The sequence below is a fragment of the Streptomyces sp. NPDC052701 genome (assembly GCF_040678355.1).
Classification (GTDB): domain Bacteria; phylum Actinomycetota; class Actinomycetes; order Streptomycetales; family Streptomycetaceae; genus Streptomyces.
On record NZ_JBFATO010000026.1, the window covers coordinates 31,516 to 48,307 of the forward strand.

Consider the following 16,792-nt stretch of genomic DNA (forward strand, 5'->3'; position numbering starts at 1 on the left):
TCAGACGGAGGTCTCCTCGGGACCGATCCGGCTGCGTACGGCGGTCTGGACCTCGGCCTCCTCGGCGGGATCGGCGGCGAGCCGGCGCAGCCGCTCGACCACGCGGGCGTCGCCGGTCTCGGCGTGCCGGGCGGCGAGTTCGCGGGTGGTCTCCTCGCAGTCCCAGAGGCACTCGACGGCGAAGCCGGTGGGGAAGGAGGGGTCGGTGGCGGCCAGGGCGCGGGCGGCCCGGCCGCGCAGCTGGGAGGAGGCGGTCTCGCGGTAGACGTGGCGCAGCACGGGGGCGGCACAGGCGATGCCGAGCCGTCCGGCGCCGTCGACCAGGGTCCACAGGGTCGGGGCGTCGGGGCCCTCGCCCCGTACCGCCTCCCGCAGGGCGGCGAGGACCGGTTCGCGGTCCTGTGCTCCGCCCCGGCAGGCCAGGACGCGTCCGGCGGCGGCCCCGAGGGCGTCGGGGCGGCGGGCCCAGCCGCGCGCCCGGTCGACGGCGGCGACACCGCGCATGCGTTCGAAGGCGTCGACGGCGGCCTCCACGACGACCGTCGTACCGGTGGCCACGGCGCCCTCGATCAGGTCGAGGGCGTCGGGATCGTCGCGGTCGGCGAGGTACCGCAGGGCGGTGCACCGGGCTCCCTCGGTGCCGTCCTCGGCGGCCTGGACGATCTCGGCCCGGTCCTCGGGGCCCGCCACGGCGGTGAGGCAGCGGGCGGCCGGGACGTGCAGGGCGGCGCCGCGTTCGAGGCCTTGCTGGGCCCATTCGAGGACGGCCCGCACGCTCCAGCCCGGGCGGGGTCCGGACGGTCGCATCTGCCGCTGCCAGCGGTCGAAGCTGCCGGCCTCCTGCGCGGCGCGCACCCGGGCGGCGATCGACGTGCGCGGATCGTCCGCCCACAACCGCCAGGGCCGTGGTTCGAAGGCGTCGCGGACGGCGGCGGCCAGTTCGGCCTCGCCCTCGGCGTCGGTGGCGAAGCGGGCGAGCACCGGCGCGGCCAGGGCGCGCAGGCCGGCGTCGTCGTCCCGCAAGGCGAGTTCGTCCAGGGCCCAGGCCCAGTTGGAGCCGTGGGCGGCGTACCTGCGCAGCAGTCCGAGGGCGTCCCGCCTGCCGTAGGAGGCGAGGTGGCCGAGGACGGCGAGGGCGAGTCCGGTGCGTGACTCGTCGGTGTCGAGGACGTCCTCGGCGTCGAAGAGGTGGGCCTCGATCGCGTCCAGTTCGCCGTTCAGATCGAGGTACAGGCGGGCGTAGTAGAGGGAGCGGTTCTCCACCTGCCAGTCGTGGCGGGGGTCGCGCAGCACGCAGTGGTCGAGTGCCGCGAGCGCTTCGGCGCGCGGGGCGGTGAGCGCGTGCAGCGTGCCGTCGCCGCGACCCCGCTGGAGCAGGCCGAGCAGCGTACCGCTGGGCGCTATGACCGGATCGAACATGGGAAACAGCCTCACATCAAGCGTCGACGCAACCGGGGACGTGCCTTACCTGGCCGCGTGACAACACGTCGGGGCGCCCGCCGTTTCCTGCTTGCTGTAGACCATCTTCCTCTGCCTCTCGTCGGTGGCCCTCGCGGGCCGAGTCACGGCCCGCGCGGTGCGGCAACACCTGCCCAACCATCACGTCCGTGAACCACGACGTCATGATGACCCGGCACTTCGACCTGCCGCGACCGAAATTTCGGCGGCCTCGTACCGCCTCCCCCGTTGTCCGTGTTTTTCCAGGTCAGAACGTTCGGCTCAGTGCTCGCCGAACAGTTCGAGCAGTTCCGTCCGGCCGAACATGCGCGCCGTGTCGACCGCCGAGGGCGTGCCCGCGGACGGGTCGGCGCCGCCCTCCAGGAGCGCCCTGATCACTTCCGTCTCCCCCTTGAAGACCGCCCCGGCGAGCGGGGTCTGGCCCCGGTCGTTGATCCGGTCGGCCTCGGCACCGCGGGCGAGCAGCGCGCGCACCGCGTCGGCGTGGCCGTGGTAGGCGGCGAGCATCACGAGCGAGTCGCCGCGGTCGTTGGTGAGGTTCGCCGGGACGCCCGCGTCGACGTACGCCACGAGTTCCTCGGTCCGGCCCCGCCGGGCCAGATCGAAGATCTTGGTCGCCAGCTCCACGACCTCGGGGTCGGGGGCTTCGGTCATCGGCCGGACCGCCTCTCACTACGAACACGTCAACGGTGGGGATGTCGGGGCGTACGCCCGCGAGGGGTGCGGCCGTACGGGTGAACCGCCAGCGTACTGGCTCGCGCGGCACATGACCCGATGTGCCCGAGGTAAAGATCACCGCACACGGGGCCGGACGCAAGCGCCCGGCCCGCCGGGATCGAGGACCGCACCACCGTCCGTGGGAAATCAGACTGAATTCCCTCATTTGCACCTTTTATCGTATAGATACATGCTGTGAGCCTGGAAGTACTCATGGTGACTGTCCCCCGCGAACCAGGAGAACCCCATGATCCTCTCCATCTCAGGCGTGGTCCTGCTCGGCATCATCGTCTTCCTCTTCTTCCGCAAGGACGGCCTCAAGGCCTCCCACGCGATCGTCTCGGTCCTGTTCGGCTTCTACCTGGCGAGCACGGCCCTCGCGCCGAGCATCAAGGCAGGCGGCGAGAGCCTGGCGAGCTTCCTCGGCGGCATCAAGTTCTGAGTCCCCTGCCGACGCCCCACCCGCCCGCACACACCTTCAGGAGGCAGCAGTGGCCCGGCGCCCCCTCCCCCGCATCCTGAGCAACGGCGGCGCACAGCTCGCCCGGAGCCGGGAGCTGGCCCGGACGGCGGCCTACAGCGCCACCGACGTCCTCCACCCGCTGATCACGATCACCCGCGGACTGCGCCGGCTGGCCTCGGCCGGGTGGCGCAGGTGGGCCGAGACCCCCAAGGACAGGCGCGGTGCGCTCCTCTTCGTGGTGGCCTCGATGATCCTGGCCGTGGCCCTGATGCCGTACGGCCCGCTGCTCGCCGCCATCACCCTGATGACGGCGGCGGCCTGGCAGGGCCGGGACCGCGCCCCGTCGGCGCCCGAGGGCCCCGACGGGCCCCAGGCACAGCGCCTGAAGTCGCTGTACGAGGCGCTGGTGCCGTACTTCTCCACCGCCGAGGACCCGGCGCCCCTCTACACGCACGGCGGCGAGTGGGAGAAGGCCTTCCCCTGCCACGAGTTCGACGCCACCGGGCGCATCGCGCACCTGGTCGTCGGCTACCCGGCCTACTTCCCGGACGGCGAGGCCGAGGCCCGCGCCCGGATCGAGCACCTGCTCGCCGCGAAGTCGGGCCGGGGCCGCGAGTACCACTTCGTGTGGGACGAGGAGGGCAACGAACTCACCCTCGACGTCCTGCCGCCGCTGCCCACCGACATCTGCGCCCAGCGCTTCGTCACCGCCCCCGGTGAGATCGTCCTCGGCTTCACCGATCCCATCCGGGTCCAGCGCACCCTCCCCCTCACCCACGGCACGGAACACCGCGACGTACCGCCGGTGGTCTGGCGCACGGGCATCCGCTCCACCGAGCCCCACCTGCTCGCCCTCGGCCAGCCGGGCAGCGGCACCTCGTCCCTGGTGCGCAGCATCGCCCTGCAGGCCCTCCAGCAGGGCGACGTGCTGATCGTCGACGGCGGCGGCACCGGCGAGTACGCCTGCCTGACCGGCCGGGACGGCGTGCTGGCCGTCGAGTGCGGGCCGGCCGGCGCGCTGGCGAGCCTGGAGTGGGCCGCGCACGAGACGGAGCGCCGGCTGATCGCCGCCAACCGCGCCCACCAGGCCGGTCATCCGCCGCCGGACGACACCAGGCGACCGCTGTGGATCCTGCTGGACCGCCCGAGCGCCTTCACGCACCTGGCCGCCGCCGACGGGCGCAAGGACCCGCAGTCCCTGCTCCAGGTCCCGCTGCGGCACGGCCGCCCCGCCAACGTCACCGTGGTCGTCGCCGACCAGCTGGACAGCCTCGACGCCCTCAGCGACGCGGTACGGCAGCACACCCGCGCGCGTGTCGTCCTCGGGCCCGCGACCGCCGAGCAGGTGCGGACCGTCCTGGGCGCGCCCCCGCACACCACCCCGGTCGACACCGTCCCGCCCGGCCGCGGCTACGCCCGGCTCGGCACGGGCCCCGTCCACCGCCTCCAGGTCCCGGCCGCCCCCAACCCCTACGACGACGCGACCGCCGAGACCCACCGGCAGGCGGTGCTGAGGCTGCTGCCGCCGCGCGCGACCCCGGCGGACGCGGAAACGGAAGCCCGGCAGGAGCCGGCGCAGGCGGAGCCGATCCTCGTGGAGCCCATCCCCATGGAGCCGGTCCCCGTGCAAGCGGAACCGGTGTCCACCGTGGTGGAGGGGGTGCCCGCCGGAGGCGGGGCGGCGCCCGCCGTGGCGAAGTCCGTACCTGCCCTGGCGAAGCCGGCCCCCGCCGGGACGAAGTCCGTGGCCGTCGTGGCGAGGCCCGTGCCCGCCCTGGTCGAGGGGGCGTCCTTCGAGGCGGAGCCGGAGCCCGCCGAGGCCGGGGCGGTGCCCGCCGAGACGCGGTCCGTGCCGGCCGAGACGGCGGCGACGGAGCCTTCGTAACCCGCGGCCCGCCCGTCTCCCCAGCCGCGCGGCCCTGCCCGCCCCGGCCCGGGATCCGCCCGCGCACGGCGGGCGGCCGGGCCTCCGGCCGTGCGCGGGCAGTCGCACGCACGCGTGCCGGGACCGTCGAGCCGGTCCCGGCCGCAAGCGGTCGGCACCCGGCACCCGGCACCTAGGCGACGAACGTGCGCGGCGCCTCCGCGCCTCCCGCCCCGCCCGTCTCCACCAGCCGCGCGGCCGCCGCCAGCCGCGCGGCCGCCTCCTCGGCCACCGCACCGCCCACGGTGAACGGCAGCCGCACGTACCCCTCGAACGCCCCGTCGACCCCGAAGCGCGGCCCGGACGGCACCCGCACGCCCACCCGCTCCCCCGCCTCGGCGAGCCGGGACCCCGACAGGCCCCCGGTCCGCACCCACAGCGTGAGTCCGCCCCTGGGCACCTCGAACTCCCACCCGGGCAGCTCCCGGCGCACCGCCGCCACCAGCGCGTCCCGGTTCCCCCGGGCCTGCCGGCGCCGCACGTCCACCGCCTGCTGCCAGCCGCCCGTGCTGAACAGCCAGTTCACCGCCAGCTGCTCCAGCACGGGCGTGCCCAGATCGGCGTAGGCGCGGGCCGCGACCAGGCTGCGGATCACGTCGGGGGCCGCCCGCACCCACCCGATGCGCATCCCGGCCCAGAAGGCCTTGCTCGCCGACCCCACCGTGACGACCGTCGACCCGGCCGGGTCGAAGGAGCACACGGGACGCGGCATCGCGGCGCCGTCGAGGTCCTCGTCCAGCCACAGCTCGCTCATCGTCTCGTCGGCGACCAGCACCGTCCCCGCCGACCGCGCCGCGTCCACCAGGTGCCGCCGCTGGTCCTCGTCGGCGAGCGCGCCGGTCGGGTTGTGGAAGTCGGCGACGACGTACGCGATCCGGGGCGCGGCGTCCCGCAGCACCTGCCGCCAGCGGTCCATGTCCCAGCCGGCCAGCCCCTCGGCCATCGCGACGGGCACCAGCCGGGCCCCGGCCTCGCGCATCAGCTGCAGGATGTTGGCGTACGAGGGCGACTCGACGGCGACGCGCTCACCGCGCCCGGCGAACAGATGGCAGATCGCGTCGATCGCGCCCATCGCGCCGGTCGTCACCATGATCTGCTCGGGCATGGTCGGGATCCCGCGCGCGGCGTAGCGCTCGGCGATCATCGCGCGCAGGGCGGGCAGCCCGGCGGGGTAGTCGCCGTGGGTGTGCGCGTACGGCGGCAGCTCCTCCAGGGCGCCCTGCACGGCCCGGGTCAGCCACGGCTCGGGGGCGGGCAGCGCGGCGCAGCCGAGGTCGATCATCGAGCCGAGCGCCTCGGGCGGCAGCGGCTCCAGACCGCGGGCCGGCAGCGGGTTGCCGGCCGGTACGGCCGTCCAGCTGCCCGCGCCGCGCCGCGACTCGAGGAACCCCTCGGTGCGCAGCGCCTCGTAGGCGGCGGCGACGGTGGTGCGGCTGACGGACAGGGCCAGCGCCAGCTCCCGCTCGGCGGGCAGCCGGGCGGCCACCGGCACACGCCCTTCGAGCACCAGCAGGCGGATGCCGTCGGCGAGCGCCCGGTAGGCGGGCGGGCGGCGCGTGCCCGGGCCGGCCGGCCGGTCCTGCTGGGAGCTGAGCAGCCGGGCGAGCTGCGCCGCGCCCACGGCCGAGGTCCACCGCGCCATGGAAATCAGTCCACCTTCCCCGAATTGGCCATGGATGACGCCTGTCTCCACGCCACAGGGTGTCATGCAGCAGGCCACCACCACCACACAGGGGGCACGTCTTGTCCACGCCGGAGCCCGCCCGGGGGCATCTCGCCCGACGACTGATCCAGCTCTACGCCGGTCTCACGCTGTACGGCGCGAGTTCGGCGCTCCTCGTGGAGGCGGGCCTGGGGCTGGAACCGTGGGGTGTGCTGCACCAGGGGCTCGCCGAGCTGACGGGACTGACGATCGGTGCCGTCTCCATCGCCGTGGGCGCGGTGGTGCTGCTCCTGTGGATCCCGCTGCGCCAGCGCCCGGGGCTCGGCACGGTCTCCAACGTCTTCGTCGTCGGCGTCGCCATGGACGCCACCCTCGCCGCGGTCCCCGCCGCGCACGCCCTGGCCGTACGGATTCCCCTGCTCCTGGCCGCCGTCCTGCTCAACGGCGTCGCCACCGGCCTCTACATCGCCGCGCGCTTCGGGCCGGGGCCGCGGGACGGCCTGATGACGGGGCTGCACCGGCGCACCGGCCGTTCGCTGCGCCTGATGCGGACGGCCGTCGAGGTGGCGGTCGTGGTCTCCGGTTTCGTCCTCGGGGGCACCATCGGCCCCGGCACGCTCCTGTACGCGCTGTCGATCGGCCCGCTCGCCCAGGTGTTCCTGCGGGTGTTCGCCGTCCCCCCGGCTTCCGGTGGCGGCACGGGCGTTGCCCCCACTCGGCCGGAAGGGGCGATACTGCGTCCGTGAGCCCGCGGACACGCCATCCCTATCTCGACCACCCCGGCCCCATCGCCTTCGCCCACCGGGGCGGGGCCGCGGACGGCCTGGAGAACACCGTGTCGCAGTTCCGCCGCGCGGTGCGGGCGGGCTACCGGTACATCGAGACCGACGTCCACGCCACCCGGGACGGCAGGCTCGTCGCCCTCCACGACGCGACCCTGGACCGGGTCACCGACGGCGCGGGCCGGATCGCCGACCTGACCTGGCAGGACGTGCGCCGCGTGCGCGTGGCGGGCCGGGAGCCCGTCCCCCTCTTCGAGGAGCTCCTGGAGACCTTCCCCGACGTCCGCTGGAACGTCGACGTCAAGGCGGAGCAGGCCCTGTCGCCCTTCCTGGACCTGGTCGAGCGGACCGGCTCCTGGGACCGGGTCTGCCTGGGCTCGTTCTCCGAGGCACGGCTGGTGCGCGCGCAGCGGCTGGCCGGGCCGCGCCTGGCGACGTCGTACGGCACGCGGGGCGTGCTCGGCCTGCGGCTGCGCTCCTGGGGCCTGCCGGCCGCGGTGCGCCGCACCGCGGTCGCCGCCCAGGTGCCGGAGGTCCGGTCCGGCGTCCGGGTGGTGGACCGCCGTTTCGTCCGCACCGCCCACGCGCGCGGGCTGCAGGTGCACGTGTGGACGGTCAACGACCCGGACCGCATGCACCGGCTTCTCGACCTGGGCGTGGATGGCATCATGACCGATCACATCGACACGTTGCGCAAGGTCATGGAGGACCGCGGCGTCTGGGTCTGAGCCCCGGGGCCCGACGCCTCCGGGCGTTCACGGGGAGGCGAGGGCACGGGTGGGCACCGACACCGCGCCGGCGCCGGCGGCCGACGGGGCCGCCGGACGCAGGCGCGAGCAGCACGGCTGGTACTTCTACGACTGGGCCTGCTCCGTCTACTCGACGAGCGTGCTCACCGTGTTCCTGGGCCCCTACCTGACGTCGGTCGCCGAGTCGGCGGCGGACGCGGACGGGTTCGTCCACCCCCTGGGGATCCCGGTGCGCGCCGGGTCGTTCTTCGCGTACGCGGTGTCCCTGTCGGTGGTCCTGGCCGTGCTGGTGATGCCCCTGGTGGGTGCCGCGGCCGACCGCACCGGCCGCAAGAAGCCGTTCCTGGCCGCCGCCGCCTACACGGGCGCCGCGGCCACGACGGCCATGTTCCTCCTCGACGGGGACCGCTACCTCCTCGGCGGGGCGCTGCTGGTCGTCGCCAACGCGGCGCAGTCGGTGGCGATGATGCTCTGCAACTCCTACCTGCCGCAGATCGCCCCGCCCGAGGAGCGCGACGCGGTCTCCTCCCGGGGCTGGGCGTTCGGCTACGCGGCGGGCTCGCTGGTCCTGGTCGTGAACCTGGTCCTCTACACCGGCCACGACACCTTCGGCGTCTCGGAGAGCACGGCGGTCCGCATCTGCCTGGCGGCGGCCGGCCTGTGGTGGGGCGCCTTCGCGCTCGTCCCGCTGCGCCGGCTGCGCGACCGGCGGGCACCCGCGCGGGAGGCGGCCCCGCCCGGCTTCCGGCAGCTCGCGGCGACCGTGCGCGACATGCGCCGCCACCCGCTGACGCTCGCCTTCCTGCTCGCGTACCTCGTCTACAACGACGGCATCCAGACGGTGATCTCCCAGGCCTCGGTCTACGGCTCGAAAGAGCTGGGGCTCGGCCAGTCGACGCTCATCGGCGCCGTGCTGCTCGTGCAGGTGCTGGCGGTGGCGGGCGCGCTGGCGCTGGGGCGGCTGGCCCGGAGGTACGGGGCGAAGCGCACGATCCTGGGGTCGCTGGCCGCGTGGACGGTGATCCTGGCGGCCGGGTACTTCCTGCCGGCCGGGGCGCCGGTGTGGTTCTTCGCCCTGGCCGCCGGCATCGGGCTGGTCCTCGGCGGCAGCCAGGCGCTGTCCCGGTCCCTGTTCTCCCACCTCGTCCCGCCCGGCAAGGAGGCCGAGTACTTCTCGGCGTACGAGGTGAGCGACCGCGGCATGAGCTGGCTCGGCCCCCTGCTCTTCGGGCTCACCTACCAGCTGACCGGAAGCTACCGGGACGCGATCGTCTCGCTGGTGGGTTTCTTCGTCGTCGGGTTCGCCCTGCTCGCCAGGGTTCCGGTGCGGCGGGCGATCGCCGGCGCGGGCAATCCGGTGCCCGAAAGAATTTAGCACTCGGCGCGAAAGGGCTGTAGTGTACGCGTTTGGCCTGCCAGGTGTACCGTTACTGCGCGTCAAAAATGCCGAAACGCTAGGTCGCATCTGCTAGCAGATGTGACAAACCGGGCGGCGGTGGGTACTGCACTGGTTGACAAGGCTGCGGCTACGACGGCGACGCATGACCCGGAACGGGACTCGGAACGGGAATCTTTACCGCCGACCGGACGTTGACCGGATGACGACGACAGCGACACCTGTCCTGTGGGCGACAAGCCCGGGAGGCACGATTCATGAGTGAGCGAGCTCTTCGCGGCACGCGCCTCGTGGTGACCAGCTACGAGACGGACCGCGGCATCGACTTGGCTCCGCGCCAGGCCGTGGAGTACGCATGCGAGAAGGGGCACCGCTTCGAGATGCCCTTCTCGGTCGAGGCGGAGATCCCGCCGGAGTGGGAGTGCAAGGTCTGCGGGGCCCAGGCACTCCTCGTGGACGGCGACGGCCCGGAGGAGAAGAAGGCCAAGCCCGCGCGTACGCATTGGGACATGCTGATGGAACGGCGCACCCGTGAGGAACTCGAAGAGGTCCTCGAGGAGCGTCTGGCGGTCCTGCGCTCGGGGGCGATGAACATCGCCGTTCACCCCCGGGACAGCCGTAAGTCGGCCTGATCCCGCAGCCCTTGCGAGGCTTGGGCGGGCGGTCCGGCGCACACCGGTGACCGCGGGCGCCGTACGTGCATGCACGTACGGCGCCCGCGGTCTTTCCGCGCGGTCACGAAGAGCTCCGCCCGTCACGAAGGCGCCCCTCCGGACGGCACGCCGACGCGGACGGGCGGCGGCCCGCCCCCGGCACCGCGCCGTCCGGTCTCGTCGGTCCACCGGCCGGCGACGGCGAACGGGTTCAGCGGGTCAGCGGCGGACGCGGCTCCCGCGAGGCGTCGCCCGGCTCGTCCCTGACGACCTCGCCCGGTACGACCCTGCCGTCGGGGCTGTGCATGCGGGCCTGCCGGAAGGCGTCGCCCAGCGTTCCGGGGGCGGCCTCGCGGAGTCTGCGGTCGAAGGCGCGTTCCGCCGAGCGGCTCACGGCCTTCTGGACCGGGGGCAGCAGCAGGAGCAGGCCCACCGCGTCCGAGACGAGGCCGGGGACCATCAGCAGCAGGCCGCCCAGCATCAGCAGGCCGTTGCCCTCGCCGCTCGGCTCGGTGGTGCCCGGCATCACGCCGCTCTGCTGCTGTTGCAGCGTCTTCGTGAGGTTGCGGAAGGCCCGTCGTCCCGCTCGCCTGATCACGGCCGAGCCCACCAGGAGGCCCACCGCCAGGAGCAGGAGGACCACCAGCATGTTCGACGCGCCGGCGACCACCGCCAGCAGCCAGATCTCCAGCACGAGCCACGCGGCGACGCCCAGCGGCAGGAACGTGCGCAGCCGGGAGCGCCGGGGCCGGGCAGGGTACCTGGGAAGCTGAGCGCCAGTCGTCATGCCTCCAGTGTGCCTGGACCGGCCTCAGCGCGGGATAAGGCCCGTGACCGGCCGTCGCCGGGCGGGGCTGTACGGGCCGGGGGCGGCTACGCCTTCGGCGACGGCTTGTCGTCGCGCCCCAGGACCTTGCCGACCCGCTCCCCCACGCCCCACGCCGTGACCCGCCACAGCGCCTCGACGAGGATGTCGCGGCTCATCTTGGAGTCGCCCAGTTCGCGTTCGACGAAGGTGATGGGCACCTCGACGACGTGGTAACCGGCCTTGACCGCGCGGCGGGCGAGGTCGACCTGGAAGCAGTAGCCCTGGGAGGCGACCTCGTCGAGGCCGAGGCCCTCCAGGGTCTCGCGGCGGAAGGCGCGGTAGCCGCCGGTGATGTCGCGCAGCGGCAGGTCCAGGGCCAGACGCGAGTAGAGGCTGCCGCCGCGGGAGAGGAACTCACGGGACCTGGGCCAGTTCACGACCCGGCCGCCGGGCACCCAGCGGGAACCGAGCACCAGGTCGGCGCCCTTGAGCGCGGTGAGCAGGCGGGGCAGTTCCTCGGGCTGGTGGGAGCCGTCGGCGTCCATCTCGATCAGCACGCCGTAGCCGTGCTCCAGCCCCCAGCGGAAGCCCGCCAGGTAGGCGGCGCCCAGGCCCTCCTTGCCCCTGCGGTGCAGCACGTGGACGTGGGCGTCCCCGGCGGCCAGTTCGTCGGCGAGCTTGCCGGTGCCGTCGGGGCTGTTGTCGTCGGCCACGAGCACGTGCGCGTCGGGAACGGCCTTGCGCACCCGGCGCACGATGCTCTTGATGTTCTCCGCCTCGTTGTAGGTCGGAATGATCACCAGAGCCGTGCCGAGCGGACCGAACTTCCTCTCCTGGGCTCCTGCCGCGAGAGTCCCGTCGCCGTCGTTCACTGCTGCCCCTTCATGTCCGTACGCAGGGGTCCACCATAGTGTCCTTGGCCTGCGTCGACGCGACAGGACGTGCGCAGGGTGGCGCCGGTTGCGCAAGATGCGGCCAAGAGCGTGCCTTCGGGCCCCCGGGACGGGACGGATCCGCGGGCGGATCCGCGCGCAACCGCCCGCGGATCGGCTCCGGCGGCCCGGTCGTACGGCGGATGGGGGCCCGGCGCCCTTCGGGCCGGCCCGGGATCCGCCGGCTGCGGATCGACCGAAAGCCGTTGTCTACTGGGCGTCCGGGCCCCACCCGGGTCACACCTCCCCGGCCGGCCGGAACATTCCCTCGGCGCTGCGCCGCGCTGGGCCTGGCTCCCAGTGGTGGTGCCCGGCGCGGCACACCTCCCTGACCCAGCGGCACTGCGACGAGTACGCGGATGTTCCCCGGTCGGGCGTCCGGTGGTGGACGCGGCCGAACCTACCGGCCCCCTGCCGCCGCCTGTCAACAGCCGTCCGACCTGCGCATTGTGGCTCAAAGGCCTGGTCAGCGCGGAGGATGCGCAGGTCGTGCGACAAGGATGCGGCGGGTGATCGCCACCGCGCCGTCCTCCTGGATCACTCGCCCGGGCGTACGAAGATCGTCCGTCCGCCGACCACCGTGCGCAGGCAGACGGGCAGGTCGGTGCCGGGGGTGAGGTCGGGCAGGCCCGGGGTGCCGGAGCGGGGGTCGGTCGACCAGCGGGCGACCCGGTCGTCGGGGGCTTGGACGACGAGCGCGCCGGTGCGCCACACCGCGTAGTCGGCGGGTGCCCCCGGCACCAGGACACCCGCGTCGTCGCGGCCGGCGGCCCGCCAGCCGCCGCGGGTGTGCGCGGTGAACGCGGCGCGGACGGAGACGCGGTGCTCCGGCGTGCGGTGGAAGGCGGCGGCGCGGACCGTGCCCCACGGGTCGAGGGGGGTGACCGGGCTGTCGGACCCGAGGGCGAGCGGGACGCCGGCGCGCAGCAGCGCCGCGAAGGGGTTCAGCGTCCGGGCCCGCTCGGCGCCCAGGCGCCGGGCGTACATGCCGTCCTCCCCGCCCCACAGCGCGTCGAAGGCGGGCTGGACGGAGGCGGTCAGGCCGAGCTCGGCGAAGGCCGCGACGGTCTCGGGGGTGAGCATCTCGGCGTGCTCGACGCGGTGGCGGGCGGCGCGGATCCGGGGCAGGCCCAGCTTCTCGGCGGCGGCGCGCACGCCCTGCACGACCGTGGTCACGGCGGCGTCGCCGATGGCGTGGAAGCCCGCCTGGAGACCCGCCTCGGTGCAGGCCTCGACGTGGGCGGCGACGGCGGCGGCGTCCAGGTAGGCGGTGCCGGTGTGGCCGGCGTCGGCATAGGGCTGGTGCAGGCAGGCGGTGTGCGAGCCGAGGGCGCCGTCGACGAACAGGTCGCCCGCGGCGCCGGCCGCACCGAGCTCCCGGGCCTTGTCGACGTCCCGCTCGGCCCAGTAACCGACCACGCGCGGGCCCGGCTCCTGGGCGGCGAGCCGCAGCAGGCCGGTGAAGTCGTCCTCGGAGGAGATCTCCGGGCCCGCGCACTCGTGGACGGTGCCGATGCCGAGCGAGGCGGCGTGCGCGAGGGCGGCGCGCTGGGCCTCGGCGCGCTGGGCGGGGGTGACGGCACCCAGGGCGGCGGCGCGCACGGCGTGATGGTCGTCGCCGGTGAGCGGGCCGTCCACGCGGCCGGGGCCGGCCGGGACCAGGTCGAGCAGGGCCGTGGTGACGACCGCCGAGTGGACGTCGATCCGGCTGAGGTAGAGGGGGCGTCCGCCGGTGGCCTCGTCGAGTTCGGCGCGCGTCGGCGGACGGCCGCCGGGCCACCGGGAGGCGTCCCAGCCGTGCCCGAGCAGGACCCGGTCGTCCGGGCGGGCGGCGGCGAAGTCCCGTACCAGGGCGAGGGCGGCCTCCAGGGTGGGGGCGCCGGACAGGTCGAGGCCGGTGAGCGCGAGGCCGGTGGCCGTGGTGTGCACGTGCGCGTCCGTGAACGCGGGGGTGACCAGCGCCCCGGCCAGGTCGACGACCTCGTCGACCCCGTCCGCGAAGGCGTCGGCGGCCCCCTCGGAGCCGACCCAGGCGATCTGGCCGCGCTCGACGACCATCGCGGTGGCGAACGGGTCGGCGGGGCTGTGGACCTCTCCGCGGCGGAGCAGGACCGTTTTCGGCGGGGCGGTGCGTTCACTCATGCCGGACAGTGTCGCGCCCCGCCCCGGACGCCCGGCGGGCAGGTCCGTCAGATCCGTGGCGGCCGCGCCTCGTACGGCGTCGACAGCACCACCGTGGTGCGCGTCGAGACGCCCGCCAGCGAGCGCAGCCGCGCCAGCAGTTCCTCCAGTTCGTGGGGCGTGGCCACCCGCACCTTGAGGATGTAGTTCTCGTCGCCCGCGACGCTGTGGCAGGCCTCGATCTCGGGGACGCCGGCGAGCCGGTCCGCGATGTCGTCGGGGGCGCTGGGGTCGAACGGTTTGACGGAGATGAAGGCGGTCAGCGGCAGTCCGACGGCCTCCGGGTCGACGACCGCGGCGTAGCCGCGGATGACGCCGCGCTGCTCCAGCCGGCGCACCCGCTGGTGCACGGCCGACGTGGACAGGCCCGTGGCCTTGCCCAGGTCTGTGTAGCTCATCCGCCCGTCCTTGACGAGCAGCTGCACGATCTGTCGGTCCAGCTCCTCCATGGCGCAAGAACCTACAGTGCGGCTGATCTCCGCGGATACCCGAGCAGCCCAGGTCATGCCCGGTTCGTGACGCGGGCGGAGCCGGGTGCCGGCCACCCGGCGGACAAACACCCTGCACGGGACCCCCGCGAACAGCGTGTGACGAACACCACACTCTTCGAACAGGCTCCGTGATGTTCTCGTGATTACCACCCAGGGGTGACGGGAAGTGCTTGCTGTGGTCGAGGCCGCAGCGCCTTCACGGCCCAGCCCGAGGGGGAGAATCCCATGCAGAGTCTTAAGCGCCCTGGTCGAACCGCGCCCAAGCGCCCGCAGCCGGCCGTCGCACCCGAGCCGGAGGGCGTCGAACCCGACGCCTTCGACGACGGGGACGCCGAGGAGTTCGACGCCTACGACACCTTCGAGATGTACCGGGTGATCTGCCCGGACTGCGCGCAGCCCATCGCCCTGCTGGCGGACGAGGAAGTCCTGCCGGAGCACGCGCTGTGCGCCTCGCCGTGGAACCCGTTCGGGCTCACGGTCTGCCGCGGAACCGGCCGCAGGGCCTCCGACGCCCGCCCGGCGGACGAGTCCTTCCGTCCCCAGGAGCAGGACACCGCCCTGCTGTTGACGCTCCCGCAGGGGCTGAACTGGCGGACCCAGCCCTTCTCGCACGTCGGCGGCCCGGGCTCGCGCCCCATCAGGGTCCCGGTGATGCGGCGGCACGCCGCCTGAGGACGGCTCCCGGAAGGTTCCGCCGCCCGTTTCCCGCAACCGTCCCGCACCATGACCGCGAGCTGCCGTGGTGCGGGTGAGGGGGCCCGGGCGCGCCGGATCGTCGGCCTCGCCTCCCGGGCACCGTGATTCCCCGGTGCCGCGGTGGAGGCGGCGCCGGCGGCACGGTGGGCGGGACGCCCGTGAACGCACGCCCGATTCCGGCGGCCGGTGACCTGCCCGCCCCGGTGTGCGTTGCCCGGGTATGGCTCCCACGTATTCCACGACCGGGCGTCAGCGGCGCCTGTTCGTCCCGGCTCCCGGCGAATCGGTTCCGCCCGCACCCCTGGTCCCGGATCCGCCGATCTACCGCGATCTGATGCGGACCTGGGCCGAGCGCGGCCGCACCCTGCCGGGACGCCACGATCCGGAGTGGGCACGGCTGGCGGCACCCTGGCGCGGACCCGGCCGGTTCAGCGTCCCTCCGGACCCGCGAGATGACGGGCGATGACCATCCGCTGGATCTGGTTGGTGCCCTCGACGATCTGCAGCACCTTGGCCTCGCGCATGTAGCGCTCGACCGGGAAGTCGGCGGTGTAGCCGTAGCCGCCGAGGATCTGGACGGCGTCGGTGGTGACCTTCATCGCCGTGTCGGTGCAGTGCAGCTTGGCCATGGCCGCCTGCCTGGCGAACGGCCGGCCCGCGTCGCGCAGCCGTGCGGCCGCGAGGTACAGCGCGCGGCCCGCCTCGATCTGGGTCGCCATGTCGGCGAGCATGAAGCGCAGCCCCTGGAAGTCGGCGATCGTCCGTCCGAACTGCCGGCGCTCGGTGGCGTAGCGCAGCGCCTCGTCGAGGGCCGCCTGGGCGAGCCCGATCGCGCAGGCCGCGATGCCGAGCCGCCCGGAGTCGAGTGCGGACAGGGCGATCGTGAAGCCCTGCCCCGGCTCGCCGATGCGCCGGTCGTCGCCGACCCGGACCCCGTCGAAGTGGACCTGCGCGGTGGGCGAGCCCTTCATGCCCATCTTCTTCTCGGGCGCCGCGGCGCTCACGCCCGGCGCGTCACCGGGCACCAGGAACGCGGTGATCCCGCGCGGGCCCTCCTCCCCGGTGCGCGCCATGACGGTGTAGAAGTCGGCGACCCCGCCGTGCGTGATCCAGGCCTTGGTGCCGGTGATCACCCAGTCCCGGCCCTCCCGGACCGCTCTGGTGCGCAGGGAGGCCGCATCCGAGCCGGAGGACGGCTCGGACAGGCAGTACGCGCCGAGCAGGCCGCCGCCGAGCATCGCGGGCAGGTGCTCGGCCTGCTGCTCCTTGGTGCCGTGGGCGGCGAGGGCGTAGGAGGCCAGCGTGTGCACGCTGACGCCGAGGCCGACGGTGAGGCGGGCCGCGGCGAGCTCTTCGAGCACCTGGAGGTAGACCTCGTAGGGCTGGTCGCCGCCACCGTGCTCCGAGTCGTACGGCAGGCCGAGCAGGCCGGACTCGGAGAGCAGGGTGAAGACCTCGCGCGGGAAGCGCCCGGCGTCCTCCTCCTCGGCCGCCTTCGGGGCGATCTCACGCTGCGCGATGTCGCGGACGAGCGAGATCAGGTCCCGGGCCTCGTCCGTGGGCAGTTGCCGGTCCACCGGCTGCGGGGCGCGGTCGGGCATGGCGACGCTCTCCTCCCTGTTCGGGCACTGGCGGTCTGGCCCGTGATGGGGGCGGCTCCGCCGGTCGTTCTGGTGCCTGGCCGATGCTCGCAGTTCCGGGTCTCGGAGGCTGCTGACCAGCGGCTGTGCGCTTGGAGTATGCCCGATCGGAGGCACCGAGTCACCAGTTAACGATCGCTTATTTCAGGAAAGCCCCGAGCGGTTCCCGGAGACCGGGACTGGTCCGCACCATTGACCAACTGGTCTAGTCCTCTTTACTGTTTCGGACCACCGATTCA

The 16,792-nt window shown here is 74.1% G+C and carries 15 protein-coding genes; 7 read left to right on the forward strand and 8 right to left on the reverse strand.

Annotated features, from left to right (window positions below):
- A complete protein-coding gene (locus AB0L29_RS25130) occupies positions 1-1,419 on the reverse strand; it encodes a HEAT repeat domain-containing protein (protein WP_365830013.1) in 1,419 nt (472 codons plus the stop codon).
- A 300-nt stretch (positions 1,420-1,719) separates the two neighbouring features.
- Positions 1,720-2,112, reverse strand: coding sequence for an ankyrin repeat domain-containing protein (locus tag AB0L29_RS25135; protein ID WP_365830014.1), 393 nt, complete (start codon positions 2,110-2,112; stop codon positions 1,720-1,722).
- 310 nt (positions 2,113-2,422) lie between these two features.
- On the opposite strand from AB0L29_RS25135, the gene AB0L29_RS25140 reads away from it, so the two are divergent.
- Together AB0L29_RS25140 and AB0L29_RS25145 are read left to right on the forward strand one after the other, a co-directional pair.
- A complete protein-coding gene (locus AB0L29_RS25140) occupies positions 2,423-2,617 on the forward strand; it encodes a hypothetical protein (RefSeq protein WP_365830015.1) in 195 nt (64 codons plus the stop codon).
- A gap of 49 nt (positions 2,618-2,666) precedes the next feature.
- The gene (locus AB0L29_RS25145; RefSeq protein WP_365830016.1) at positions 2,667-4,523 is read left to right on the forward strand and encodes a hypothetical protein; all 1,857 of its coding nucleotides are present in this window, start codon (positions 2,667-2,669) and stop codon (positions 4,521-4,523) included.
- Between the two features lie 172 nt (positions 4,524-4,695).
- On the opposite strand, the gene AB0L29_RS25150 is transcribed toward AB0L29_RS25145, so the two are convergent.
- Positions 4,696-6,204 (reverse strand): PLP-dependent aminotransferase family protein, encoded by a 1,509-nt coding sequence (locus AB0L29_RS25150; RefSeq protein WP_365830017.1) that lies wholly within the window; start codon positions 6,202-6,204, stop codon positions 4,696-4,698.
- Between the two features lie 101 nt (positions 6,205-6,305).
- Between AB0L29_RS25150 and AB0L29_RS25155 the strand changes: the two genes are divergently transcribed.
- The 4 genes from AB0L29_RS25155 (at position 6,306) to AB0L29_RS25170 (ending at position 9,784) form a co-directional block, all read left to right on the forward strand.
- Positions 6,306-6,971 carry a hypothetical protein gene (locus AB0L29_RS25155; protein WP_365830018.1) on the forward strand — a complete coding sequence of 222 codons (666 nt, stop codon included), beginning with the start codon at positions 6,306-6,308 and terminating at the stop codon, positions 6,969-6,971.
- Positions 6,968-7,735, forward strand: a complete 768-nt coding sequence (locus AB0L29_RS25160) for a glycerophosphodiester phosphodiesterase (RefSeq protein WP_365830019.1) — start codon at positions 6,968-6,970, stop codon at positions 7,733-7,735. The genes AB0L29_RS25155 and AB0L29_RS25160 overlap by 4 nt, the downstream gene beginning before the upstream one ends.
- Positions 7,736-7,784: 49 nt before the next feature.
- Positions 7,785-9,131 (forward strand): MFS transporter, encoded by a 1,347-nt coding sequence (locus tag AB0L29_RS25165; protein ID WP_365830020.1) that lies wholly within the window; start codon positions 7,785-7,787, stop codon positions 9,129-9,131.
- Positions 9,132-9,409: 278 nt separating this feature from the next.
- Positions 9,410-9,784: an RNA polymerase-binding protein RbpA gene (locus AB0L29_RS25170; RefSeq protein WP_003977404.1), complete on the forward strand. Its 375-nt coding sequence runs from the start codon at positions 9,410-9,412 to the stop codon at positions 9,782-9,784.
- Positions 9,785-10,016: 232 nt separating this feature from the next.
- On the opposite strand, the gene fxsA is transcribed toward AB0L29_RS25170, so the two are convergent.
- The 4 genes from fxsA to AB0L29_RS25190 form a co-directional block, all read right to left on the reverse strand.
- A complete protein-coding gene (fxsA, locus tag AB0L29_RS25175) occupies positions 10,017-10,592 on the reverse strand; it encodes an FxsA family membrane protein (protein WP_365830021.1) in 576 nt (191 codons plus the stop codon).
- A gap of 86 nt (positions 10,593-10,678) precedes the next feature.
- Positions 10,679-11,485: a polyprenol monophosphomannose synthase gene (locus AB0L29_RS25180; RefSeq protein ID WP_365830022.1), complete on the reverse strand. Its 807-nt coding sequence runs from the start codon at positions 11,483-11,485 to the stop codon at positions 10,679-10,681.
- Positions 11,486-12,082: 597 nt separating this feature from the next.
- Positions 12,083-13,687 carry an amidohydrolase gene (locus tag AB0L29_RS25185; RefSeq protein ID WP_365830023.1) on the reverse strand — a complete coding sequence of 535 codons (1,605 nt, stop codon included), beginning with the start codon at positions 13,685-13,687 and terminating at the stop codon, positions 12,083-12,085.
- Between the two features lie 47 nt (positions 13,688-13,734).
- The gene (locus AB0L29_RS25190) at positions 13,735-14,175 is read right to left on the reverse strand and encodes an Lrp/AsnC family transcriptional regulator (protein WP_018548954.1); all 441 of its coding nucleotides are present in this window, start codon (positions 14,173-14,175) and stop codon (positions 13,735-13,737) included.
- A gap of 267 nt (positions 14,176-14,442) precedes the next feature.
- On the opposite strand from AB0L29_RS25190, the gene AB0L29_RS25195 reads away from it, so the two are divergent.
- Positions 14,443-14,889, forward strand: coding sequence for a hypothetical protein (locus AB0L29_RS25195; protein ID WP_365830024.1), 447 nt, complete (start codon positions 14,443-14,445; stop codon positions 14,887-14,889).
- A 452-nt stretch (positions 14,890-15,341) separates the two neighbouring features.
- Here the strand turns inward: AB0L29_RS25195 and AB0L29_RS25200 are convergent, their stop codons facing one another.
- Positions 15,342-16,514 carry an acyl-CoA dehydrogenase family protein gene (locus tag AB0L29_RS25200; RefSeq protein ID WP_365830025.1) on the reverse strand — a complete coding sequence of 391 codons (1,173 nt, stop codon included), beginning with the start codon at positions 16,512-16,514 and terminating at the stop codon, positions 15,342-15,344.
- Between the last annotated feature and the right edge of the window lie 278 nt (positions 16,515-16,792).